At 60.0% G+C, this 21,690-nt stretch carries 29 protein-coding genes; 15 read left to right on the top strand and 14 right to left on the bottom strand.

The window, feature by feature from the left end:
• Positions 1–235 precede the first annotated feature (235 nt).
• Together tpiA and ABJO61_RS04040 are read left to right on the top strand one after the other, a co-directional pair.
• Positions 236–994: a triose-phosphate isomerase gene (tpiA, locus tag ABJO61_RS04045; protein WP_348325719.1), complete on the top strand. Its 759-nt coding sequence runs from the start codon at positions 236–238 to the stop codon at positions 992–994.
• 35 nt (positions 995–1,029) lie between these two features.
• A complete protein-coding gene (locus ABJO61_RS04040; RefSeq protein WP_348325718.1) occupies positions 1,030–1,563 on the top strand; it encodes a PAS domain-containing protein in 534 nt (177 codons plus the stop codon).
• Between the two features lie 96 nt (positions 1,564–1,659).
• On the opposite strand, the gene ABJO61_RS04035 is transcribed toward ABJO61_RS04040, so the two are convergent.
• Positions 1,660–2,064, bottom strand: a complete 405-nt coding sequence (locus ABJO61_RS04035; RefSeq protein ID WP_348325716.1) for a DUF4168 domain-containing protein — start codon at positions 2,062–2,064, stop codon at positions 1,660–1,662.
• A 185-nt stretch (positions 2,065–2,249) separates the two neighbouring features.
• On the opposite strand from ABJO61_RS04035, the gene ABJO61_RS04030 reads away from it, so the two are divergent.
• The 8 genes from ABJO61_RS04030 (at position 2,250) to ABJO61_RS03995 (ending at position 7,140) form a co-directional block, all read left to right on the top strand.
• Positions 2,250–2,798: an RNA polymerase sigma factor gene (locus ABJO61_RS04030; RefSeq protein ID WP_348325714.1), complete on the top strand. Its 549-nt coding sequence runs from the start codon at positions 2,250–2,252 to the stop codon at positions 2,796–2,798.
• Positions 2,795–3,727, top strand: coding sequence for a hypothetical protein (locus tag ABJO61_RS04025; protein WP_348325712.1), 933 nt, complete (start codon positions 2,795–2,797; stop codon positions 3,725–3,727). The genes ABJO61_RS04030 and ABJO61_RS04025 overlap by 4 nt, the downstream gene beginning before the upstream one ends.
• A 205-nt stretch (positions 3,728–3,932) precedes the next feature.
• A complete protein-coding gene (locus ABJO61_RS04020) occupies positions 3,933–4,142 on the top strand; it encodes a cold-shock protein (RefSeq protein ID WP_293330993.1) in 210 nt (69 codons plus the stop codon).
• A gap of 53 nt (positions 4,143–4,195) precedes the next feature.
• Complete coding sequence (locus tag ABJO61_RS04015; protein WP_348325710.1) at positions 4,196–4,420, top strand: hypothetical protein; 225 nt, start codon at positions 4,196–4,198, stop codon at positions 4,418–4,420.
• Positions 4,421–4,423: 3 nt separating this feature from the next.
• Complete coding sequence (locus ABJO61_RS04010) at positions 4,424–4,585, top strand: hypothetical protein (RefSeq protein ID WP_293330987.1); 162 nt, start codon at positions 4,424–4,426, stop codon at positions 4,583–4,585.
• Positions 4,586–4,588: 3 nt separating this feature from the next.
• Positions 4,589–4,810, top strand: coding sequence for a hypothetical protein (locus ABJO61_RS04005; RefSeq protein WP_348325708.1), 222 nt, complete (start codon positions 4,589–4,591; stop codon positions 4,808–4,810).
• A gap of 161 nt (positions 4,811–4,971) precedes the next feature.
• Positions 4,972–5,397, top strand: a complete 426-nt coding sequence (gene secG, locus ABJO61_RS04000; protein ID WP_348330659.1) for a preprotein translocase subunit SecG — start codon at positions 4,972–4,974, stop codon at positions 5,395–5,397.
• Positions 5,398–5,511: 114 nt separating this feature from the next.
• On the top strand, positions 5,512–7,140 hold the full coding sequence (locus ABJO61_RS03995; protein WP_348322827.1) for a CTP synthase: 1,629 nt from the start codon (positions 5,512–5,514) through the stop codon (positions 7,138–7,140).
• Between the two features lie 18 nt (positions 7,141–7,158).
• On the opposite strand, the gene ABJO61_RS03990 is transcribed toward ABJO61_RS03995, so the two are convergent.
• From ABJO61_RS03990 to ABJO61_RS03980, 3 genes are all read right to left on the bottom strand, one after another.
• On the bottom strand, positions 7,159–8,067 hold the full coding sequence (locus tag ABJO61_RS03990) for a phytanoyl-CoA dioxygenase family protein (RefSeq protein WP_348322826.1): 909 nt from the start codon (positions 8,065–8,067) through the stop codon (positions 7,159–7,161).
• Positions 8,068–8,069: 2 nt separating this feature from the next.
• A complete protein-coding gene (locus ABJO61_RS03985; RefSeq protein ID WP_348322825.1) occupies positions 8,070–8,681 on the bottom strand; it encodes a TetR/AcrR family transcriptional regulator in 612 nt (203 codons plus the stop codon).
• 96 nt (positions 8,682–8,777) lie between these two features.
• Positions 8,778–9,122, bottom strand: a complete 345-nt coding sequence (locus ABJO61_RS03980; protein WP_348322824.1) for a 2Fe-2S iron-sulfur cluster-binding protein — start codon at positions 9,120–9,122, stop codon at positions 8,778–8,780.
• Positions 9,123–9,363: 241 nt separating this feature from the next.
• On the opposite strand from ABJO61_RS03980, the gene ABJO61_RS03975 reads away from it, so the two are divergent.
• Entirely contained in the window at positions 9,364–9,717 is a 354-nt protein-coding gene (locus tag ABJO61_RS03975) for a DUF488 domain-containing protein (RefSeq protein WP_348322823.1), read from the top strand.
• Positions 9,718–9,919: 202 nt separating this feature from the next.
• Complete coding sequence (gdhA, locus tag ABJO61_RS03970) at positions 9,920–11,269, top strand: NADP-specific glutamate dehydrogenase (RefSeq protein ID WP_348322822.1); 1,350 nt, start codon at positions 9,920–9,922, stop codon at positions 11,267–11,269.
• A gap of 39 nt (positions 11,270–11,308) precedes the next feature.
• On the opposite strand, the gene ABJO61_RS03965 is transcribed toward gdhA, so the two are convergent.
• Positions 11,309–12,484 carry an NnrS family protein gene (locus ABJO61_RS03965; protein ID WP_348322821.1) on the bottom strand — a complete coding sequence of 392 codons (1,176 nt, stop codon included), beginning with the start codon at positions 12,482–12,484 and terminating at the stop codon, positions 11,309–11,311.
• Positions 12,485–12,690: 206 nt separating this feature from the next.
• On the opposite strand from ABJO61_RS03965, the gene ABJO61_RS03960 reads away from it, so the two are divergent.
• Both ABJO61_RS03960 and fdxA read left to right on the top strand, forming a co-directional pair.
• Positions 12,691–13,200, top strand: coding sequence for an Rrf2 family transcriptional regulator (locus ABJO61_RS03960; RefSeq protein WP_348322820.1), 510 nt, complete (start codon positions 12,691–12,693; stop codon positions 13,198–13,200).
• 76 nt (positions 13,201–13,276) lie between these two features.
• Entirely contained in the window at positions 13,277–13,615 is a 339-nt protein-coding gene (gene fdxA / locus ABJO61_RS03955) for a ferredoxin FdxA (protein WP_348322819.1), read from the top strand.
• A gap of 237 nt (positions 13,616–13,852) precedes the next feature.
• On the opposite strand, the gene ccoS is transcribed toward fdxA, so the two are convergent.
• The 8 genes from ccoS to ABJO61_RS03915 form a co-directional block, all read right to left on the bottom strand.
• Entirely contained in the window at positions 13,853–14,056 is a 204-nt protein-coding gene (ccoS, locus tag ABJO61_RS03950) for a cbb3-type cytochrome oxidase assembly protein CcoS (protein ID WP_348322818.1), read from the bottom strand.
• A gap of 12 nt (positions 14,057–14,068) precedes the next feature.
• Entirely contained in the window at positions 14,069–14,887 is an 819-nt protein-coding gene (locus ABJO61_RS03945; protein WP_348322817.1) for a DUF2189 domain-containing protein, read from the bottom strand.
• A gap of 13 nt (positions 14,888–14,900) precedes the next feature.
• Entirely contained in the window at positions 14,901–15,098 is a 198-nt protein-coding gene (locus tag ABJO61_RS03940) for a hypothetical protein (RefSeq protein WP_348322816.1), read from the bottom strand.
• The gene (gene ccoP, locus ABJO61_RS03935) at positions 15,095–15,976 is read right to left on the bottom strand and encodes a cytochrome-c oxidase, cbb3-type subunit III (RefSeq protein ID WP_348322815.1); all 882 of its coding nucleotides are present in this window, start codon (positions 15,974–15,976) and stop codon (positions 15,095–15,097) included. Before ccoP ends, ABJO61_RS03940 begins: the two co-directional genes overlap by 4 nt.
• Positions 15,967–16,137, bottom strand: a complete 171-nt coding sequence (locus ABJO61_RS03930) for a cbb3-type cytochrome c oxidase subunit 3 (protein ID WP_348322830.1) — start codon at positions 16,135–16,137, stop codon at positions 15,967–15,969. Before ABJO61_RS03930 ends, ccoP begins: the two co-directional genes overlap by 10 nt.
• A 13-nt stretch (positions 16,138–16,150) precedes the next feature.
• The gene (gene ccoO, locus ABJO61_RS03925; RefSeq protein ID WP_348322814.1) at positions 16,151–16,903 is read right to left on the bottom strand and encodes a cytochrome-c oxidase, cbb3-type subunit II; all 753 of its coding nucleotides are present in this window, start codon (positions 16,901–16,903) and stop codon (positions 16,151–16,153) included.
• Positions 16,904–16,907: 4 nt separating this feature from the next.
• Positions 16,908–18,551: a cytochrome-c oxidase, cbb3-type subunit I gene (gene ccoN / locus ABJO61_RS03920; RefSeq protein ID WP_348322813.1), complete on the bottom strand. Its 1,644-nt coding sequence runs from the start codon at positions 18,549–18,551 to the stop codon at positions 16,908–16,910.
• A 202-nt stretch (positions 18,552–18,753) separates the two neighbouring features.
• On the bottom strand, positions 18,754–19,566 hold the full coding sequence (locus ABJO61_RS03915; protein ID WP_348322812.1) for a crotonase/enoyl-CoA hydratase family protein: 813 nt from the start codon (positions 19,564–19,566) through the stop codon (positions 18,754–18,756).
• Between the two features lie 252 nt (positions 19,567–19,818).
• Between ABJO61_RS03915 and ABJO61_RS03910 the strand changes: the two genes are divergently transcribed.
• Positions 19,819–20,988: an acyl-CoA dehydrogenase family protein gene (locus ABJO61_RS03910; protein ID WP_348322811.1), complete on the top strand. Its 1,170-nt coding sequence runs from the start codon at positions 19,819–19,821 to the stop codon at positions 20,986–20,988.
• Positions 20,989–21,006: 18 nt separating this feature from the next.
• Here the strand turns inward: ABJO61_RS03910 and ABJO61_RS03905 are convergent, their stop codons facing one another.
• Positions 21,007–21,645 carry a TetR/AcrR family transcriptional regulator gene (locus tag ABJO61_RS03905; protein ID WP_348322810.1) on the bottom strand — a complete coding sequence of 213 codons (639 nt, stop codon included), beginning with the start codon at positions 21,643–21,645 and terminating at the stop codon, positions 21,007–21,009.
• Positions 21,646–21,690 lie beyond the last annotated feature (45 nt).

Raw genomic sequence — 21,690 nt, 5'->3', positions numbered from 1 at the left:
GTTCCAACCGAAGGTCTTTTCGACCGTTTGCTGACGAAGGTTTGCCATGGCGCGCAAGCTACACCCGGACCGTATACTTGCCAATGGAATAGTCATTGAAATGAAAAAGTTTGAACTGACTGTGTTCTATTTCACTCAGGTGTAATTGACCCATTGTCCTGCCCTTGTTGGCGGGGGCGGGGGGTTCTGCTAAACGGACGCAGTTGGAGCAGATCATGAGCGGAGCGAGAAGAAGATGGCGGCACGCGTAAAGGCGCTGGTAGCAGGCAACTGGAAGATGAACGGGGTGAGGGCCTCGAAGAAGGAAGTGACCGCGCTGGCGCGGAAACTGGCCGGAAAGACGAAGCCTGCCTGCGACGTGCTGATCTGCCCGCCCGCAACGCTTGTCACGACGCTGAAGGAAGCCGCCAAGGGCAAGAAGATTGCCATTGGCGGCCAGGACTGCCACGCGAAGGAGAGCGGCGCACATACGGGCGACATCTCGGCGGAGATGCTGAAGGATGCGGGTGCGGCCTATGTGATTGTGGGTCACTCCGAACGCCGCGCCGATCACGGCGAGACGGACAAGATCGTGCGCGCCAAGGCGGAAGCCGCGCACCGCGCCGGGCTCGTAGCGATTGTCTGTGTCGGCGAGACGGAAGCCGAGCGCGATGCGGGCCAGACGCTCAAGATCATTCGCACACAGCTCAAGGGCTCGCTGCCCGATGGCGCGACTGCAAAGACGACAGTGGTCGCCTATGAGCCCGTCTGGGCAATCGGCACCGGCCGCACCCCGACGCCGGACGATGTAGCGAAGGTCCATGCCGCGATCCGCAAGGCGCTGGAAAGCCGCTTCGGCGCGGAAGGCGCGAAGATGCGTATTCTTTATGGCGGCTCGGTGAAGCCCTCCAACGCCAGCGAGCTGATGGCGGTGCCGAATGTGAACGGCGCGCTGGTCGGCGGCGCGAGCCTGAAGGCGGACGACTTCTGGGGTATCATCTCCGCCTACGCGTAACAGACGGGCCGGGGGGCAGAAAGCAACAGGCAATAATGAACACCGCCACAGCTTTTCGTACCGACGACAGCCGCAAATTTTTCGATTACTGGCAGAGCCTTCCGAGGGAAAAGGGACTTGTGCCGGATCGCAAGCACTTTGATCCGCTTGCAATCCGGCAGCTCATGCCAATGACGGTGATGGTCGAGTATAAGAGCCTTGAAGCGGCGACGTTCCGCTATGCCGGTTCCAAACTTGTCGAAATTCTCGGTTTCGATCCCACGAAGAAGGAATACCTTGACCTTCTGGAAAAGGGAGCGATGGCGGGCTTCCTCGCGGCAAGCGAACCGCTGATCTCCGTGCCCTGTGGCGGGGTTTTCCCGGTCACCGTGCAAGCCGCGACCGGCTACACGCTCAAATGCGAAGCGCTCGATCTGCCGCTGGTGAACGAAAAGGCGGGCACATGGATCGTGCTTGCGCTTATCAGCGTGGACCGCACTGCCGGAATGCACCGCGAAAAGGAATTCAAGATTCTCGAGATTGGCGAGGGCAGCTGGATCGATATCGGCGCGGGTCTGCCGGCGTCTTGATGGTGATGCGGCCCCCGGCGGAGGGAATGCCGGGAGCCGCAAGCGCCGGACGGAGACACGGCGCCTCTCGTGACTGATGGTCAGCGCGATGACGGCCTACCGGGCAGGCTGCTGCATCTGCTCGAAGTAGGCGGTGACCTTGTTGCGCACTTCCTCATCGGTCCGCGCGGCCTGACCGATGGCGTTGTATTCCTCGATGGTCAGACCATTGCTTTTGATCACGCGCTCGAGGTCAGCATAGGCCTGCTGCTGCATGCGCTGCATCTCGTCCGGGTCCGACTTGTTCTGCGATGCCTGTTCCATGGCCCTGTTGATCTGCTGCACCTGGATGGCCGCGTTCGCATAAGCCTGCAACTGCTCATCGGAAAAGCTGCCTGCGGGTTGCCCTGCCTGCGCGACCCGATCGCCCGCCATGGCGGGCGCTGCCACCGCGACGAACGAGAACCCCAGCATGACGGCACCCAGAATCGTGGAATGGGCGTTGCTTTCTTTCTTGCGCATAACTGCTCCTTGATTGATTTCCTGTTGCCGAAATGCGCTGCACGCATGATGACGGCACCGGGAAAGAGACAGGGCGGCGCGCGTAAAAGTTTCATCGGAATAAGGTTTTCTTTCAGGGAACTTCTTTTCGTCACAGGTGTCTGTTGCGTTCGAAGGGTGAAGCACACCCGAAGAGACGCCGGTGCATGGACGAACTTGAAAGCTACGTAGCGAGAGAAATTCCGCATATGCGGCGATTTGCGCGCTCGCTGTGCGGATCGGCCGACGAAGGCGACGACCTTGTGCAGGATGCGCTTGAGCGCGCATGGCGCAAACGCGACTCGTGGCGGCGCGAAGGGTCTGTGCGCGGCTGGCTTTTCAGGATCCTCTACCGGGTCTTCCTGAACTCGCGCCGCAAGGCGAAGCCAGTGCTTGCGGATACCGATCCGGAAATAATGGCCGATCCGGTTCACGAACGATTGCCGCCGCAGGAAGCGCGGCTGGCGGCGGACGATGTGTTGCGCGGCCTCGCGTCTCTTCCAGACGACCAGCGCGCGGCGGTGCTGCTCGTGGCACTGGAGGGCGTGAGTTACGATGAAGCGGCTGTCGTGCTCGACGTGCCGATAGGAACGCTTCGCTCGCGGCTGTTCCGGGGGCGCGAAGCTCTGCGCCAGATGGTGAGCGATGCGGAACGCATGCCGGCACGCGAGACCGCCGATCGCCGCACAACCACTCGCTTGAGGAGAGTGAAATGACAGGCCGGGACGAGAACGAACATGCTCCCGACGGGTTCGAGGAAATCCTGCATGCCTACGCGGACGGGCTGCTGGAGCGTGACCCCGAGCGCAAGCTCGCTGTGGAACAGCGGCTCGAACGCGATCCGCCCGCCCGCCGCAAGGTCGAGGACATAAAAACGATCAACGAGGCGTTGAAGGCAGCCTTTGCGGTCGAGGAAAGCAATTCCGCCAGGTTCGCAAGCGCCTTCGGCCCGCGAGCCTGGCCGTCGCTCCCGCGCGTGGGCCACACGGCGGCGGCCGTTGCAGCCGCGCTGGCGATCGGATTTTTTGCGGGGCAACTATCCGGCGGTGTTCCGGGCGGGAAGATGCCCGAGGAAACCGTTGCGGCTCTGATGAAGGACCACCCCGATCCCGGGCGGATGGCCGCCGACGCGGCAATGGCGGGTGTCGAGGCGGTACGGGCACGAACGGAACCCGACCGGCTGGCCGTGGCCCGCAACCTGCCGGACTTTTCCGGCGCGGGCTTTGCTCTCTCCCGGGTCAGCCGCACGGCAGCGGAAGGAAAGACGATGGTGAGGGCACGTTACGAAAACCCGGCATCGGGCGAGACCGTCGAATTGGCGGTGATGCCTATGCCCCAAAATTCCATTCCGCCGGAGACCGGAGGAGCGGGTGATGAAAGCCGGATATTCTGGTCTGACGGACACCTGGCCTATGGGCTCAAGGCGCAAAAGGGCAGGCCGGACCTTGGCGCGCTTGCCCGGCTGGCCTCCTCGGGCGGGAACTGGGCGCTGACGGCAGGAAAGCCTGTTCTTGCGCCGGAAATGCGCGAAGTGGCACCGATTGCGGAGCCGCTTCCAGCCGCGGATATGGCCGCGCCGAGCGGGCCTGTCATGCCTTCCGGGACGGCTCCCATATCGCCCGCGGGCGACAAACGCGGATCATAAGCAGGGAATTAAACATGGGCATGCGCTTAATCCTTGTAAAATGACAGTTTACCGTCTATATGAGCACCATCGAATTTTACCGGTTCGGCTGCTCTCCACGCTCGCGATCGAGCGCCGGACCTGTCTCTCCCGATCCCTAAAATTTTGATCCTTCGGTTTGCATTAAGCACCGGCGGTAATACCAACGTTATAAGGAATGCCATACATGGCGAACGGAACAGTTAAGTGGTTCAACTCCCAGAAGGGCTTCGGCTTCATTCAGCCGGAAAGCGGCGGCAAGGACGTTTTCGTCCACATCTCCGCAGTTGAACGCGCCGGCATGCGCGGTCTCGACGAAGGTCAGGCGATTGCCTACGACCTCGAGACCGATCAGCGCAGCGGCAAGGTTTCGGCCGCGAATCTTCGCTCGGCCTGAACCAACTGCTTAAGGGGCGCTTCGGCGCCCCTTTTCTATTCTCGGGGAAGAATATGGCGCGCAAGAAGCCCATGGACGGCGAGTTCATCGCATTCAATGTCGTCTATGAGGATGGTTCGCTGAGTTCCAACCGGAAGGTGCCGACATCGGCACTTGATGGCCTTGCCGACACATCGAGCGCAAAGGCCGTGATCGAGGCACAGGACCGGGACATCGCAGAGAAGTCCGGCCGTCCGCGCGGGCGCGTGAAAACCCTCGAACGCGTCAAACGAAAGTGAGACATGGCCTTCAAACCGAACTACCGGCACGAACGCGCCGAACGTGATCGCGCGAAGGCTGCCAAAGCGCAGCAGAAGCTGAAGGAACGCGAAGACAAAGCCGCGATCCGAAAAGAAGCCCAGACCGAAGAGGGCGCCGGGGCGGACGAGACCCCAGAGGACTGAGCCATGGAAAAACACAGATACGAAATCGGCGAGACCGTTGAATTCACGGCAGGCGGTTCCTATCCGCCGGCGGCCCGCGGCCGCTACACCGTGCTGAAGCAGCTTCCCTCCGAAGGGCAGGGCTATCAGTATCGGGTCAAGAACCTTGCCGACGGCCATGAGCGTATGGTGCGGGAAGGTCAGCTTTCCCCCGAGGAACAGCAGTCGGCAGCCCAAGCCAGCTAACACGCCAGACAAGTTGCGGCCGGAGAGCCGGGGAAAGCGCCAAGGGACTGGAAACCTGCGCCTTCATGCGCTACAACGCGCCGCGACTGGCCCGGTCGCCTTTTGAGGCAGCCGAGGCTTAATTTTCGTTCAAATTCCGGATTCGGGCGGCCCGAGGTCTCATGGCGACCATCATTCTGATCATTCACCTGATGCTCGCGGTGGCGCTTGTCGCGACCGTCCTGCTCCAGCGTTCCGAGGGCGGCGCGCTTGGCATTGGCGGCGGCGGCGACGGCTTCATGAGCGGCCGCGGCGCAGGCAATGCGCTGACACGTGCAACGGCGATCCTTGCCGCGCTTTTCATGACCACCAGCCTTGTGCTCGGCATCATCGCTGCGCGCGGCGGTTCGGTCGACAGCGTGCTCGACCGGGTTGTGCCCCCGTCCCAGACAGAAGACGCAGGCGACGTCGCGGTTCCCGCCCCGATCGGCTCCGACTTCTCGACACCGGACGTACCGCCGGCCGAAGCCCCCGCCGGCAGCAATGCCGACGAGAGCCCCGCGACCGCTCCCGAGCCTGCCGAACCCAGCGTCCCGCGCGCTCAATAACGAGATTTTCCGGTGGAACCGGCCTTTTGGGCCGTTTTCCGCCGGTTCGACTATTTTTGCCCGGAGCTGCAATTGCCGCTTCGAATCATTCTGCTTGGTGTAATCTAGGGGCCCATGACGCGGTACATTTTCATCACCGGCGGCGTGGTTTCCTCCCTCGGTAAAGGTCTGGCCTCGGCGGCGCTTGGCGCACTCCTGCAGGCGCGGGGCTATTCCGTGCGGCTTCGGAAGCTCGACCCGTATCTCAATGTGGACCCGGGGACCATGTCCCCGATCCAGCATGGCGAAGTCTATGTGACGGATGACGGGGCCGAGACCGACCTCGATCTCGGTCACTATGAGCGCTTCACGGGCGTGCCCGCGAGCCGCGCCGACAACATCACCACCGGACGCATCTACCAGGAGATCATCACGCGGGAACGCCGCGGCGATTATCTGGGCGGCACGGTGCAGGTGATTCCGCATGTGACGGACGCCATCAAGGAATTCGTGCTTTCGGGCAATCAGGGTGTCGACTTCGTACTTTGCGAAATCGGCGGCACGGTGGGCGACATCGAGGGCCTGCCGTTCTTCGAGGCCATCCGCCAGCTCGGCAACGAGCTTGAGCGGGGTCAGACCTGCTACATCCATCTGACGCTGATGCCCTTCATCCCCTCGGCGGGCGAGATGAAGACGAAGCCGACGCAGCACTCCGTGAAGGAACTGCGCTCCATCGGCATTCAGCCCGACGTGCTGATGTGCCGTTGCGACCGGCCGATCCCGAAGGATGAGCGGCGCAAGATCGCGCTCTTCTGCAACGTGCGTGAAAGCGCCGTGATCCAGGCGATGGATGTCGACACGATCTACGACGTGCCGAACGCCTATCACCTTGAAGGGCTGGACGACGAAGTGCTCTCCGTCTTCGGCATCAAGGATGCGGAGATACCAAACCTCGCGAGCTGGCAGAGCATCACGCATAATATCCGCGAACCGGAAGGCGATGTGACCATCGCCATCGTCGGCAAGTACACCGGCCTCAAGGACGCCTACAAATCGCTGATGGAGGCGCTGGTTCACGGTGGCATTGCGAACAAGGTTCGCGTGAACCTGAAATGGGTCGAATCCGAAATCTTCGATACGGAAGAAACGGCTTACTACCTCGAAGACGTGAACGGCATTCTGGTGCCGGGCGGCTTCGGCGAACGCGGCAGCCAGGGCAAGATCCGCGCGGCCGAATTCGCACGCACGCGCAACGTGCCTTACTTCGGCATCTGCTTCGGCATGCAGATGGCGGTAATCGAGGCGCTGCGGAACATAGGCGGCCTCACAGGCGCGAGCTCGACCGAGTTCGGGCCGACAAACGAGCCTGTCGTCGGCCTGATGACGGAATGGATGCGCGAAAACGAACTCGTGAAGCGCGCAGCCAATGGCGATCTCGGCGGCACGATGCGCCTTGGCGCATATGATGCGGTGCTGAAGGAAGGAAGCCGGGTCGCGGAGATCTACGGCTCGACGACCATCTCCGAGCGCCATCGCCATCGCTACGAAGTCAACATGACCTACCGCGACCAGATCGAGGCCGCGGGGCTCGTCATGTCAGGCGTGTCCCCCGATGGATTGCTGCCTGAGATCGTCGAAATCCCGACGCATCCCTGGTTCATCGGCGTTCAGTATCACCCCGAACTGAAGTCGAAGCCGTTCGAGCCGCACCCCCTGTTCCGCTCCTTCGTGGAAGCGGCGGTGGAGCAAAGCCGGCTCGTCTGACGGGACAGGGCAGACGGCTTACGCCGTCTGCTTCTCGCCCTTTATTTCGTCTCTGATGCTTTCGAGCAGATCGGCGCTGCCGAGCGTTGAGATGGCCGTTTCCGTGTGACCCAACGCATATTCGGGCGGCACGCTTTCCGGGCCTTCGCCAGGGGCGAGGGGAGGCGTGTAATAGCCGAGCGCATAGCCGCCCATCGAGTAGCCGATCAGCGCCTGCAAATCCGGCGAGAGCGTCTTCGCGATTTCGGGCGGGCAGGAGAGGTACTGATTTTCCTCCTGACGAAGCCAGCCGAGCGTATAGGTGATGTTGATGCCGACGCGGTCGCCATTCGACACATTCGCGCCGCCGCCATGAAAGACGCCGCCTGAATAGACCAGTACGGAGCCGGCGGGCATCTCGGCATAACCGATCTCTTCGTCCTTGGCCTGATAATCGTCAGGCCAGTCAAGGCTGCCGGGGCAGACCTGTGTAGCACCGTTTTCTTTCGTGAAGTCGCTGATCGCCCAGATCGTGTTGAACTGCGGTTCAATGTCTTTCAGGTGGGTGCCCCATGCCCAGCGGTCGCGATGCAATTGCTGCTTCGTCTGGCCGGGGCGAATGCGGATGACTTGCGTCAAATGAAGCTGGATGCGCTCGCAGAAGGGCTTGAGAAAGGTTTCGGCTGCGCTCACGATCTTCGGATGCGAAACGAGTTCGCGGCATTTGGCGGAGCGGGCGACGAGCGCGCCGGTGCGGGTGGTGTTGTGGCCGACGAAATCGTCCGCGCCGTTCGGCGTCGCGTCGATATAGGGCATGGTCTCGGCGCGAACCTGGGCGAGATCTTCCGGTGTCAGGACGTTGGTCAGGATGAGCGCGCCGTCGCGCTTCAAGACGGTGAGAATTTCGTCCGTGCTTGCCGTGGCAGGCAAGGTTTCGAGCTTCGGCATTTCTATCCTCCCTTTTGCTTGCGCCGCTTCTCCGGTCTTGGCAGGAGCGGGCGCAGCATGGCTTCGAGCTGAGTTTTCTGACGCTTGACCGGCCACTCTTCTGGTTCGAGCGTGGCGCGAATGCAGAAGCCGTCGATGATGGAGATGATCGCATCGCCCGTAACGGCAGGATCGATATGTGCCGAGAGGGTGCCATCATCCTGCTGGCGGCGGATGATGGCAGCGAGCCCGTCGCGGAACTCGTCGTAATAAGCCTTGTTGATGCGGGCGAGGACGGGATCGCCTATCGCGCGGCTGAAGAAACTCATCCAGACGCGCCAGTCACGACGGTTTTCCTCATCCACAGGCAGGATAAGCGCTGCCAGCTCGACGAGGTCTTCCGGCTTCTCCGGGTGACGCAGCATGAACAGGATATTCTGGGCGACATGGTCGAGCGCTGCGAGCAGCACCGCGTCCTTGTCCTCGAAATAATGGGTGATGCTGCCGGTCGTCGCACCCGCCGCGCGGGCGACATCGATGAGCCTCGTATTGTCGATGCCTTGCTCGCCGATCACGGCAATGGCCGCTCTGGCAATGTCTCGACGGCGTTCATCATGGTCGATCTTTTTTGGCATAATCGTGATTATATAAAAATAGCCGCAAAGCGCAAGCGGCGAAGAAAGGAACAGGGAGATTGCGTCGGCCGAGCGGGGCTGAACGGCTTCGGGCGGTCAGTTCCAGCGCTGCCAATCGGGAATGCGCAACCTGAGGCCGTCGAGAGGCTTCGACATGACAAGCTGGCAGCACAGTCTGCTTCCGGGTCTCGCATCGGGCGCGAAGTCGAGAATGTCTTCTTCCATGCCGGCTGCCGCGCCGACGCGTTCCAGCCATTCCGGCTCAACATAGACGTGGCATGTGGAGCAGGCGCAATTGCCCCGGCAATTTGCGGAAATGCCGTCGATGTCGTTCTTGACCGCTACATCCATGATGTTCGTGCCCGGGGGGACGCTCAGCTGCGTCTCGGTTCCATCGGGATGTATGAAGATCAGTCGAAGCATGATCCGTTCGATATTCATCTGTATAGGGATTTTATCCATTGGAGAAACCGGCTTTCGCGGGAGCGTTCGCGAAGCCCGGACTGCTGTTCCTTCAAATCATGGCAACGAATATTTCGCTGGAGGGTTCTTCTGCCGTTCTGGTGCCTGCCATTTATGGCCCGTGGGGATATCGACAGGACGCCTTAAAGAAATATATTATATACATGTTATTCTTCGGCTGAAGCATCTTTTCTGGAAATCCGGCCGGGAGTGGTGAGCGATGAAACTTCAGGTGAAGAGGATATACGAAGAGAAAGAACGCGGTGATGGCATGCGAATCCTGGTCGATCGGGTCTGGCCACGCGGAATGACGAAGGAGGCGGCCGCTCTTTCAGCGTGGCACAAGGACGTTGCGCCCAGTGCGGAACTGCGCAAGTGGTTCGGTCACGATCCCGCACGGTGGGAAGAGTTCAAGAAGAGATATCGCCGCGAGCTCGACGAGAATGAAGAAAAGGTAGCCTCCTTGAAGAAAGAGCTAGGGGACAGGCGCGCAACGCTTCTCTATGGCGCACGCGACGAGGCCCACAATCATGCGTTCGTTCTCGCGGATTACCTGAGAGGCAAGAAAGACTAGGGGCAAAAGAACTGGCCTTCCGGCACGTCCCCGGAGGGGGGCGGACCCGCGCGGATGCGACAAGAAGAAGCGTGGACCTTCATACCCGCATCGCCTAGACGCTCCGCCAGGAGGGTGGCCTCTCGCCTCGCCCTGATTCTGGCGGGGGGCATGCCAGCACGGGTTACCCCGCAGTCGTAATAGCGTTAACAACGAGAAGAAAATGACCGCAATCGACGAAAAGATCGAACCGATATTTGCAGAGGTATTGCGCCGAAATGCCGGTGAAGTGGAATTCCATCAGGCAGTGCTGGAAGTTCTCGGCAGCATTGGCCGCGTTGTGGCGAAACACTCCCACTATGCGAACAGCGCGCTGATCGAACGGATTTGCGAACCTGAGCGGCAGATTATATTTCGCGTGCCCTGGATGGACGACAAGGGGCGTCATCACATCGCGCGCGGGTTCCGGGTTCAGTTCAATTCCGCACTGGGACCGCACAAGGGGGGTATTCGTTTTCACCCGTCGGTCAATCTGGGCATCATCAAGTTTCTCGGCTTCGAGCAGACCTTCAAGAATGCACTCACGGGGCTGCCGATTGGCGGCGGGAAGGGCGGTTCGGACTTCAATCCCCGCGATCGCTCCGACGGCGAGATCATGCGCTTCTGCCAGTCTTTCATGACGGAGCTTCAGAGACATGTGGGTGAATATACCGACGTGCCAGCGGGCGATATTGGCGTGGGCGCCCGCGAGGTTGGCTATATGTTCGGGCAGTACAAGCGCATTACCAACCGCTACGAAGCGGGCGTTCTGACAGGCAAGGGGCTGATCTACGGCGGATCCCGGGCACGCAAGGAAGCCACCGGCTATGGAGCGGCGGTCTTCGTCCAGTGCATGCTCCGTACAAGGAACACAGACTTCGAGGGTAAGAAGGTTGTCGTTTCCGGGTCGGGAAATGTTGCGATCTACACAATGGAAAAGATTATCAGCCTCGGCGGAAAGGTTGTGGCCTGTTCCGATTCCAACGGATTCATCATCGACGAAGACGGTGTCGATCTTGATCTGCTCAAGGAAATAAAGGAAATCAGGCGCGAGCGCGTTTCCGAATACGCCAAAACCAGAAAGGGAGCGTCTCGCTATATCGGCGGCGGAACTGTCTGGGACGTTCCCTGCGATGTCGCAATGCCGTCAGCCACGCAGAACGAACTGACCGGAAAAGATGCGAGAACCTTGATCCGTAATGGTGTTGTGGCCGTCGGCGAGGGCGCGAATATGCCGTGCACGCCTGACGCCATTGCGGCGTTCAGGGAGGCTGGCGTTCTGTTCGGTCCGGCAAAGGCCGCAAATGCGGGAGGGGTTGCGACCTCTGCGCTCGAAATGCAGCAAAACGCGTCCCGGGATAGCTGGACGTTTGAACGGACCGAGAAGCGTCTGACGGAAATCATGATTGGCATTCACGATCTCTGCGCGGAGACAGCGGACGAGTACGGCTCGCCGGGAGATTATGTCCTCGGGGCGAATATTGCCGGTTTTGTGCGCGTTGCCGAGGCAATGGAGGCACTGGGCGTCATCTGAGCGAATATGTCCGGTCTCGCTTTAAGGCGAGACCGGACGTCAGCTTCGGGAAAAGAGAAGCATCGGGCTGTAGATGATCAGGAACCCGGCGAAGGCGGCGATCCATGCGATGGCGGAAAGCGCATAAAGCGTGAGTGCCGCATCGGGGAAGACAAGCTCCGTCAGCCGGAAGGTAACCGCCGCAACAACACACAGATATATGAGCTGAGTTGACGGAGGAGCGGTCAAGGGGCGGCCCGAGTGCCCTCTGGTTGCACGCGTCATGATGGCCAGCGTCATCACGCCCATTGCCCCGGTCGTCCATGCATGAAGGGCAACGGAGGGGGAGAGAACATCCGGCCAGATCAGGGAGAGCCCGACCAGTGCGAAGCCCAGGGGTATGAATGCGTATCCGGCATGAAGGATGAAGACGAGAGGCTCCCGCATCGTCAGCCAGCCCGACCAGCGTCCGAGACGCACCGTATGAAGAGCGCCGGCGGCGAGCAGAAAAAGACAGGTGAGGGGGGCCGCCGGAAGGAAAGTCCACAATGCGAGCGCAACGGCACCGGTCGCAAGCGCCGCATAGTCAAACCGGTCCATTTGCGCAGGCAGGCGGTGGCTTCCCTTTCCCGCAAGCCAGTTTCTGGTGAAGTTTGGAACGATACGTCCGCCGATCAGCATGATCAGGAGAATGATGAGAGAAATGGAACCGCGCGTTGCAAACGCGGCTTGCCCGTAGACAATCATTTCAGTGTGGAAAAGGATATTGGCGAGAGCCAATACGAAAACAAGAATGCCTATCCGCACATTGCCTTTGTTTTCGGCGGCCCGAACCTCGCGCAAGATCAGCAGGGCAAGGGCCGGAAGGAAGAGAGCGTCGATAAACGCCGCTGCTGCATAGCCAGTCCATCCCGACAACAAGAAGGCGCATCTTCCCGCGATCCACAGAGCCAGAAGGGCGAGGAGTGGAACGCCCCGCAAGGGAGGGCGCCCGGTCCAGTTGGGAACGGCAGTGAGCAGAAAGCCCGCTACGATCGCGCCGACATACCCAAACAGGAACTCATGAACATGCCAGGACACCAGAGGCAGCCCTGGAGCGAGATCGAGATTGCCCGTTATCATGCCGATCCAGAGCACCATCGCCGCGACCGCCCATATGGCGCCGCCGAAGAAGAACGGGCGGAAGCCGTAGCTGAGGAGCGGCCATGCTTCTGTTCGTGCTGCGTCTATCCTCATCTGAACCTTCCCGCTCCGGTCTGATTGAAAGCTGCAATATTCTGCCCGCGGCTATTAGATATATATAAAATATATCATAAGATTCTGCGTCGGAACGCTATGATGCCGTTTGTCGCAGGGGCTGGCCCAGGGCGTTCCGCTACAACAAGACAATGCCGGGCCGGGCCGGGCCGGACCGGGCTGGAGGTCTATGAAATGGGTGACTTATGCGTTTGACGACACTTTCCGACTATGCCTTGCGCGTTCTCATGTATGCGGCCGCCGAGAATGAGCGGCTTGTTACGATCGATGAGACGGCGAAAGTGTATGACATTTCCAGAGCGCATTTGATGAAGGTGGTCAATATCCTGACCAGAGCCGGCTATCTGAAAAGTGTAAGAGGCCGATCGGGCGGGTTCATGCTTGCGCTGCCTCCCGAGAAAATCAGTCTCGGTGCGGTGGTTCGCGCAACGGAACCGGATTTTGCATTGGTCGAATGCTTCGCGACTGGCAATCAATGCGTCCTTACCCGGAAGTGTGAGCTGGCGAGCGTTCTCAATGAAGCGCTGAATTCGTTTGTCCATACGTTGGACCGATACACGCTGGCTGACATTGCTCTTCGCAAGAGGGACTTTCGCCGCCTGCCACCCGTCGATGACGAGACCCGCGGTCCCGATTTTAGAAAGACGGGAACGAAGAGCGGCATGAATCGGGAGCGTGTTCGCGAGGCGGATTGAGGGAATGGAAACCGCTGGATTTTCTTGCCCAAAAAGATATATGTAAAGTATATCTTTAATGGCGAAGGCATCGACGATGACGTATGTGGTCACGGATAACTGCATCAAGTGCAAGTTCACCGATTGTGTAGAGGTCTGTCCCGTCGACTGCTTCTATGAAGGCGAAAACATGCTCGTCATTCATCCCGATGAGTGCATCGACTGCGGGGTTTGCGTTCCTGAATGTCCTGCAGAGGCGATATTCCCGGATACGGATGCAGCGGCTACACCGCAATGGCTGGAGCTCAATGCGGAATATGCAAACAAGTGGCCCAATATCACCCGGAAGAAGCCGCCTATGCCCGAGGCAGATGCGTTGAACGGTGTTCCAGGAAAGCTCGCTGATTTCAGCCCGAACGCCGGTGAAGGAGACTGAGCGGACGGGCTTTCGCGAGTGTGCCCGTTCCGGGTCAGCCCAAAAGCGCGCGAGCGACAGCGAAAAGGGTAAGCGTGAGTGAGATCAGACTGGGAAGGATAACGGCCGCTCCGAATAAAAACGCCACCGCTGCAACCGGGTCGATTTTAAGTTTCGTGATCTCTGGCATGGAAGCATTCCCAATCTGATGGCAATTTCGGTATTGCCTGCGTCAAGATGCGGAACTTTTCCCGCACACTACCGATCTTCGCGATCTCCCTCCGTGGACATGTGATTGCTCCTGTCCAGGAGCGGATAATCCTCCTGCTGATGGAGAAGGATGCGTTCCGCTGCCCCCTCCAGATCATCATATTGATCGTTTCCGATCGACCACAAAAAGGCGCAAAGCCCCCCGAACCCCATTGCGAGCGCTATCGGCACGAGCCACATCAATATGTTCATGGCCAAGGCCCCTCATTCCTCCGGCCGGGAAACCACCCGATAAGAGTGCCATGTGGCATGTCCCAGCAACGGAAAGATGACGATCAGGCCAAGGAGTCCGGTCGCGACACTCACCCCGAAGAGGGCAACCAAGATCAGCCCCCAAACCACCATTGGAATGAAATTGTTCCAGACGAGCGCCATGCTCGTTCCCATGGCCGTCATCGCGTCCGTCGAACGGTCGAGCAGCATGGGAATCGAAAAGACGCTGATTGCGAAGGCGAATGAAGCGAAGAGACTGCCGACGAGCGTGCCGACGAAAAGCATCGCCCATCCGATTGGCTGCGTAAGGAGCAGTTCGATTATGTGATCCAAACCCGGAAAAGGCTTCACGCCGAAGAAAAGGGCATAGATGAGAACGGCGGCGCGCATCCACAAAAGCATGAGCAGGCAGAGCATCACACCGGCAAAATAGACCTGCGCACCGGCACGCGGCTTTGACCGGACCATGCGGCCCAGCGTTATGCTTTTGCCTTCTTCGAGCGCACGGCTTTTTTCATAAAGGCCAATGGCGAGAACGGGAGCCACGATCATGAATCCTGCCAGTGCGGGAAAGAGAATGTAATCCAGACCGAAATAGGCGAGCAGCCAGACAAGGCTCACGGAGACGAGAAAAACCCCCAGACCGTAAGCAAGACTCTGCGCCGGCCGGTTGGCAAGGTCGCGCCAGCCTGCGCGCAGCCATTGCAGGCTTGCAAAGACGGGCAGGTGCCTCTGCAACCGCTCGTTTCTCGTTTCGGCGATGGTGGAGGTCTGGCTCAGCAGCCCATAGGAACCGTCGGCTTCGTTCATCGGTCGAATCTCCTCAGCAAGCGGACTTCGCAGCTCTGAACTTTCCCTCGTTGCCCGCTTCCTTCAGATGCGGAACACAGTCGGGCCGGGACTCATAGGCGACGTAAACGAGGTGGGCGTTGGCGGCGACGAACAGAAGCAGCGCCGCCGGAACGAGAACCCAGACAAACAGCACTGTACTGCGACGGGTCTTTTCGCGGCGCCTCGTCATTTCTCGTCCGCTCCCAGAGAGTGGACGTAGAGGGCAAGGATCTTGATATTGCCCTCGGTTAGCCGTTCGTCCCATGTCGGCATGTGCCCCTGCCTGCCGCCATGAACGGAGTCCACGATCGTCTGCAAGTCGCCACCATAGACCCAGTACGGGTCCGTCAGATTGGGCGCGCCAAGATCCCGGTTTCCTCGCGCATTCTCACCGTGGCAGACCGCGCAGTTTGCTTTGAAGACCTCCCTCCCGGCTTCGATCCGGCCGACATTCTCCGGGGTTGAATAATCCTCATGGCTGAGCGAGTAGACGTAGGCGGAAGCGCTTCTCACTTCTTCGCGGTCGAGCATTCCATCGGCGCCGAACGAGGGCATTTGCGCAAACCGGCTCTCGGGATGCGCGGAGTTGATTCCGACACGCATCGTCTCGGCGATTGTTTCGACCTCTCCGCCCCAGAGCCAGTCGTTATCCGTCAGATCGGGGTAATTGGCGCGGCCTTTTCCATCGATGCCGTGGCAGGCGGCGCAATTGTCTCCGAACAGCTGATGACCGCTGCTTTTCACAATCGACATGAGTTCAGGGTCAGCTTGAATCTGCTCGAAACTCAAACGCTCGATCGGGCCCATCCAGGAGGATCGCCGCGCAGCCGAACCGACAAGCTGTTCTTCTACCGTCTTGTGCTGATCGACGTCGAGAAGCCCCTTTGTGTAGGTGGTTCCAAGCGGCCAGCTCGGCATCAGGAACCACCAGAGCACGGCAAAAACATGCGTAACGATCAGAAAGATCAACACGCCCTTGGGCACTGGCGTGTCCAGTTCCTTGATGCCGTTCCACTCGTGCCCGGTCGTCTTGCGGCCGCTGACCGGATCGCGCTCTTCTACTTCCATGGCTTGTCTTCCGGGTCGAGAATGCTTTTCTTGGCCTCGTTGAAACGCTTCTTGTTGGAAGGCCAGAAAGTGTAGGCGAGGACGCCGATTGCGAAAGCCAGCAGGTAAAACAGTCCCCAGCTCTTGGAAAAGAAGACCAGAGTGTCGTGGTCGAGACCCATCACGCGCGCTCCTTCATTCGACTGGCTCGGGCGGTTTCTGGGGAGCGGCCGTATTTTCATACGCGGCGTCCGTCAGACGGCCGAGCACTTGAAGATAGGCAACCAGAGCGTCCATCTCGGTCAGGCGCGTGGCGACGCCATCGAAGGTGCGAACCTGGGTTTCCTCACCGTAACGCTCAGCGACACCAGATGCGGCGTCGCTATCGGGCGTCGCCTGGCCGTATGCATCTTCTGCGGCGTTTTCGATCATGTCTTCGGTATAGGGAACGCCAACCGCGCTCTGGGCCGCAAGGTGCAGGGGAAGGTCTTCGATTTCCAGTTCGTTCCGCGCCAGCCAGCGATAGGCCGGCATATTCGATTCCGGGACGACATCGCGAGGGTTGGTCAGATGGGCGACATGCCAGAGATCGGAATACTTGTCCCCGATCCGGGCAAGGTCCGGGCCTGTTCTTTTGGACCCCCAGAGCATCGGATGATCATAACGCGACTCCACGGCGAGCGAATAGGGGCCATACCGCTCGACCTCGTCGCGCAGTGTACGGATCATCTGGCTGTGGCAGGCGTAACAGCCTTCGCGGATATAGATATTGCGGCCAGCGAGCTCCAGCGGCGTATAGAGCCGCATGCCGGGCGCTTCCTCGACAGTCTCGTCGATGGTGAAAAGCGGTGCGATCTCGACGATGCCGCCTATACTGGCGACGACGATGATGGCGAGAACGAATCCGATGGTGGAGCGTTCGAGTTTGCGGTGAAAGAGTTCGGGCATTGCTTCATTCCCCCGCAACGGCAATGGCACTGGAATCGGGAATGTCCGACCCGCGATCTGCGGCCAAGGGCGCAACCCGCACCGTCATCCAGATATTGTAGGAACCGAGGACGGCGCCGATAAGGAAGAGAAGTCCTCCAAAAGCCCGGGCAATGTAGTAGGGATACATCGCGACAAGAGAGTCGACGAAGGAATAGGCGAGGGTGCCTTCTTCCGTGTACGTCCGCCACATCAGACCCTGAATGATGCCGGAGTTCCACATAGCGAAGATGTAGACGAGGGTTCCCGCCAGCGCGAGCCAGAAGTGGACTTCAACAAGCGCCGGAGAATACATGCGCTCGCGCTTCCACAGCCCGGGCACCAGCGTATAAAAAGAACCGAATGTGATCAGGGCAACCCACCCGAGCGCACCTGCGTGAACGTGACCGACAGTCCAGTCCGTATAATGCGACAGCGAGTTGACCGGCCGGATCGCCATGAACGACCCCTCGAAAGTGGACAAGCCGTAGAACACGGCCGCTACCATCATGAAGCGAAGTGTCGCGTCATCGCGTACCCGATGCCAGGCTCCGTTGAGGGTCAGCAATGCGTTGCCGGCCGATGCCCACGAGGGAACCAGAAGCATCACCGAAAACGTCATTCCCAGCGTCTGCACCCAATGTGGCAGAGCCGTGTAGTGGAGGTGATGTGAGCCGGCCCACATGTAGAAGAACGTGATGCCCCAGAAGCTGAGGATCGAAAGCCTGTAGGAAAAGATCGGCCGTTGCGCCCTGACGGGGAGGTAATAATAGAGCATGCCGAGAAATCCTGCCGTCAGGAAGAAAGCGACGGCATTGTGCCCATACCACCACTGCACCATTGCATCCTGCACGCCGGCCCAGACGGTGTAGCTCTTGGCGTGGCCGAGAGAGACCGGAACGGCAATGTTGTTGACGATATGCAGAATGGCCACGACGAGAATGAACGCCAGGAAATACCAGTTGGCGACATAGATATGCGGCTCTTTTCGCCGGGCGATGGTCCTGATGTAGAGAACGAAATAAACCACCCAGACGATGACGAGCCATATATCGGCGTACCATTCCGCCTCGGCATATTCCTTCGACTGTGTGACGCCCATCAGATATCCGGTCACGGAGAGCAGGCAGAAGAGGTTGAAGCCGATAAGAACGAACCAGGCCGAGAACTGGTCTGGCATGCGCGCTCGCGATGTACGTTGCATCACATGGAAAGAGGTTGAGATGAGAGCGTTGCCACCGAACCCGAAGATAATGCCTGTGGTGTGAACCGGGCGAAGCCGCCCGAAACTTGCCCATGCCTCATCGAATGTAAGCTCGGGCCAGGCAAGTAGCGAGGCTACCCACACGCCGATGAACATGGCGAACACCGCCCACGCCATTGACAGGGCGATCCCCGCCTTGATCGGTGCGTCATAGTAGCTCGACAGTCTTTCCGGCGCTGGCTCGGGTTCGTAATAGCCATGAATGACAGTAAATGCACACAGAAGTCCGAAGGCCAGAATCAGGAAGCCATGAATTTCCAGCACATCGTGCCGGCCGAGGGCTGCAAATGCGAGACCGCACATGGCGACAAGAACGGAGATGGCGATTGCTGCCTGCCGCTCACTACGTGTCAGTGTTGAAACCATGGGACATCGAGTTCTTGTGCTTGTTTCAGGAGCGGCCGGAAACGCATTGCGGACGTGGCGTCTGAATGCGTCTCAATAAGATATATATCTAATGCATCTTATTGGGCAAGGAGCCAATGAGCTTGTTTGTCGCAGCCGTGAAGCCCCCTGCGGACGAAGACAATTCATCCGCAGGGTCAGCGCGCTACCCTGGGCAAAGGCCTCAATCCGCGAATTTCGGACGGCGCTTTTCCAGATTGGCCATGATGGCTTCTTTCTGGTGGGTGCCACCGATAAGCTTGTCCTGCTCAACCGACTCCGCCATGAGGATCGAAGCGGCGTCGCTGTCCGGCACTGCGTTCAGGATGCGCTTCGCGGCGCGGATGGCAGACGGGCTCTTGTCGGCAATCTCGCGCGCCGTGGCGAGTGCATCGGCATAGGGGTCGTCGCAAAGCCGGGTCGCAAAGCCGTAGGCGAGAGCGTCGTCGGCCTCGAAGATGCGGCCGGTATAGGTGAGATCGCGGATAACGTCTTCGCGGGCGAGGCTGCGCATCAGGCTCATGCCTGCCATGTCGGGCACAAGGCCCCATTTGATTTCCATGACCGAGAAGCGCGTACCGGGCGCGACGAAGCGCATGTCGGCACCGAGCGCTACCTGGAACCCGCCGCCAAAGGCAACGCCATGCACGGCGGCGATCACGGGCACGGGCACATCGCGCCAGACCAGCGCCGCATATTGTGCGCGGTTTGCGATGCCATGTGTGCGCTCTTCGAGGCGGCCAGTGACTTCCGACTTGTTCGCCTCTCGTTCGCCACTCGCCATGCGGCCGAAATTGCCCATGTCGAGACCGGCGCAGAAAGCACGGCCCTCACCGGAGATGACGACGGCGCGCACGGACTTGTCGGATTTCAGCTTCTCGCCGGTTTCCAGCAGCGCCATGAACATCGCATCGTCGAGCGCATTCATCTTGTCGGCACGCACGAGCCGGACATCGGCCACGCCATCGGTGATGGTGGTCTTGATACGCTCTTCCATGTATCTCTCTCCCGGCTTTTTGATGTTTCGTTGGCACAAGTCTTAGCGGGCCTGCGAATGAAAACAAGACCGCCGCGAGATGTGCTGCTTTACGTTGCGTAACAAAAGGGCGCGCGAAAAGTACGGCGGTCAGGTGGCGTCGTCGGGGCGCAGCTGTGCTATAGGCCTGAGATCATATCGAAGTGGCGCGGCGCGCGCGATATGGGGATTTCAGCAGGGAGAGGCGCAAGCCGGAAGAGAATGGGAAATGCGATGGCAGTGGAAGGCAGGGCGGAGGCGATAGCCGCGAAGGTCGAGGCATTCGTGCGCAACGTGGTCGCTCCTTTCGAGCGAGATCCCCGCTGCACGGCCCACGGCCCGACGGAAGAGCTGGTCGCCGAACTGCGCGACAAGGCGAGAGCCGCAGGCGTCATGACGCCGCACATCCTCGAAGACGGCAGCCATCTGACGCAGCTCGAAACGGCGCTCGTTCTGCGTATGACCGGCCTTTCACCGCTCGGCCCCGTTGCCTGCAACACGGGCGCGCCGGATGAGGGCAACATGTATCTTCTCGGGAAGATCGGCAGCCCCGATATCAAGAGCCGGTTTCTCAAGCAGCTTGTCTCCGGCGATGCGCGTTCCGCTTTCTTCATGACGGAGCCGGCAGACGAGGGCGGGGCGGGCTCCGACCCCTCGATGATGAAAACGACCTGCCGTCAGGACGGCAATCACTGGGTCATCAATGGGCGCAAGACATTCATCACCGGCGCGGAAGGCGCGAAGGTCGGCATCGTCATGGCCAAGGGCGACGATGGCGCCTGCATGTTTCTGGTCGACCTGCCGCACCCCTCGATCCGTATCGAGCGCGTACTCGATACAATCGACAATTCGATGCCGGGTGGCCATGCGACCGTTGTCATCGACGAATTGCGCGTCCCTGCCGACCAGATGCTCGGCGACAGCGGCGAGGGCTTCAAATACGCACAGATCAGACTGAGCCCCGCGCGCCTTTCGCATTGCATGCGCTGGCTTGGCGGCTGCATCCGGGCAAACGAAATCGCAACGAACTACGCCAATCGCCGTCACGCTTTCGGCAAGCCGCTGATCGACCATGAGGGCGTCGGCTTCATGCTGGCGGAAAACCTGATCGACTTGAAACAGGCCGAACTGATGATCGACTGGTGTGCGAGCGTGCTCGATACGGGCTCGCTCGGCACGGCGGAAAGTTCGATGGCGAAGGTCGCCGTTTCCGAAGCGCTGATGCGGATCGCGGACCGCTGCGTGCAGGTCATGGGCGGAATGGGCGTATCGGGCGATACGATCGTGGAAAAGATGTTCCGCGAGATTCGCGCCTTCCGCATCTATGACGGTCCGACCGAAGTTCACAAATGGTCGCTCGCAAAGAAGATCAAGCGCGACTGGACAGCCAAGTCGTCGCACTAGTAGTGGCCTTCTGCCGGATCAGTGCGGGAACATGACCTTGATCAGCCACTCGGCCTGAGCGACAAGCCTTTCAGGCGTGTGGGTCTTTGGCCGGGTGAGCCGGAGGTGGACAAGCTCCTGCGACACGGCAAGAAGCATTCGCACGGCAAGTTCCGGGTCGGGATTGGCGGTGTTTGCCGCGTCAACGCCGCCCGCGGCGAGAGCTGAAGCCAGATGCTCCTGTGTCAGGTCGCGGGCTTGCTCCAGCCTCTCATAAAGCTCGGGCGGGCCGCCCTGGCTCGGCATGAGCAGCATCCGCCAGGTGGCAGGCGAAGCGTCCACGGCTTCAATGACGCCCGCCACGCCCGCCGCATAGCGAGACTGGCCTTTGACCGGCGTGCGGGAAGCGGCCTTGGCGAAGTCTTCGGCGGCACGCGCATACTCCCGGTCCACCATCGCGAGCAGCAGGCCCGAAAGATTGCCGAATTGCTGGTAGATGAGGGTGCGCGTGATCCCGCAGGCTTCGGCCACCCGGTCGAGCGTGACAGCGTGAAAACCCTCGGCATCCGCGAGGTCACGGACAGCATCCATGATCTGCTCACGCCGCTTCTCGACGCTCATCCGGCGGCGGGAAACGGGCCCGGTGATCTTTGGAGAGGTCTTTGCGGATCGATTCATGCTTGCTCCAATTACGCCCCGAGTATAACTTACAAAATATAACTT

The organism is Parvibaculum sp. (assembly GCF_039973015.1).
Lineage (GTDB): Bacteria > Pseudomonadota > Alphaproteobacteria > Parvibaculales > Parvibaculaceae > Parvibaculum.
Note: the sequence above shows the minus strand (reverse complement) of the source record. Positions and strands in the feature narration are given on the sequence as shown.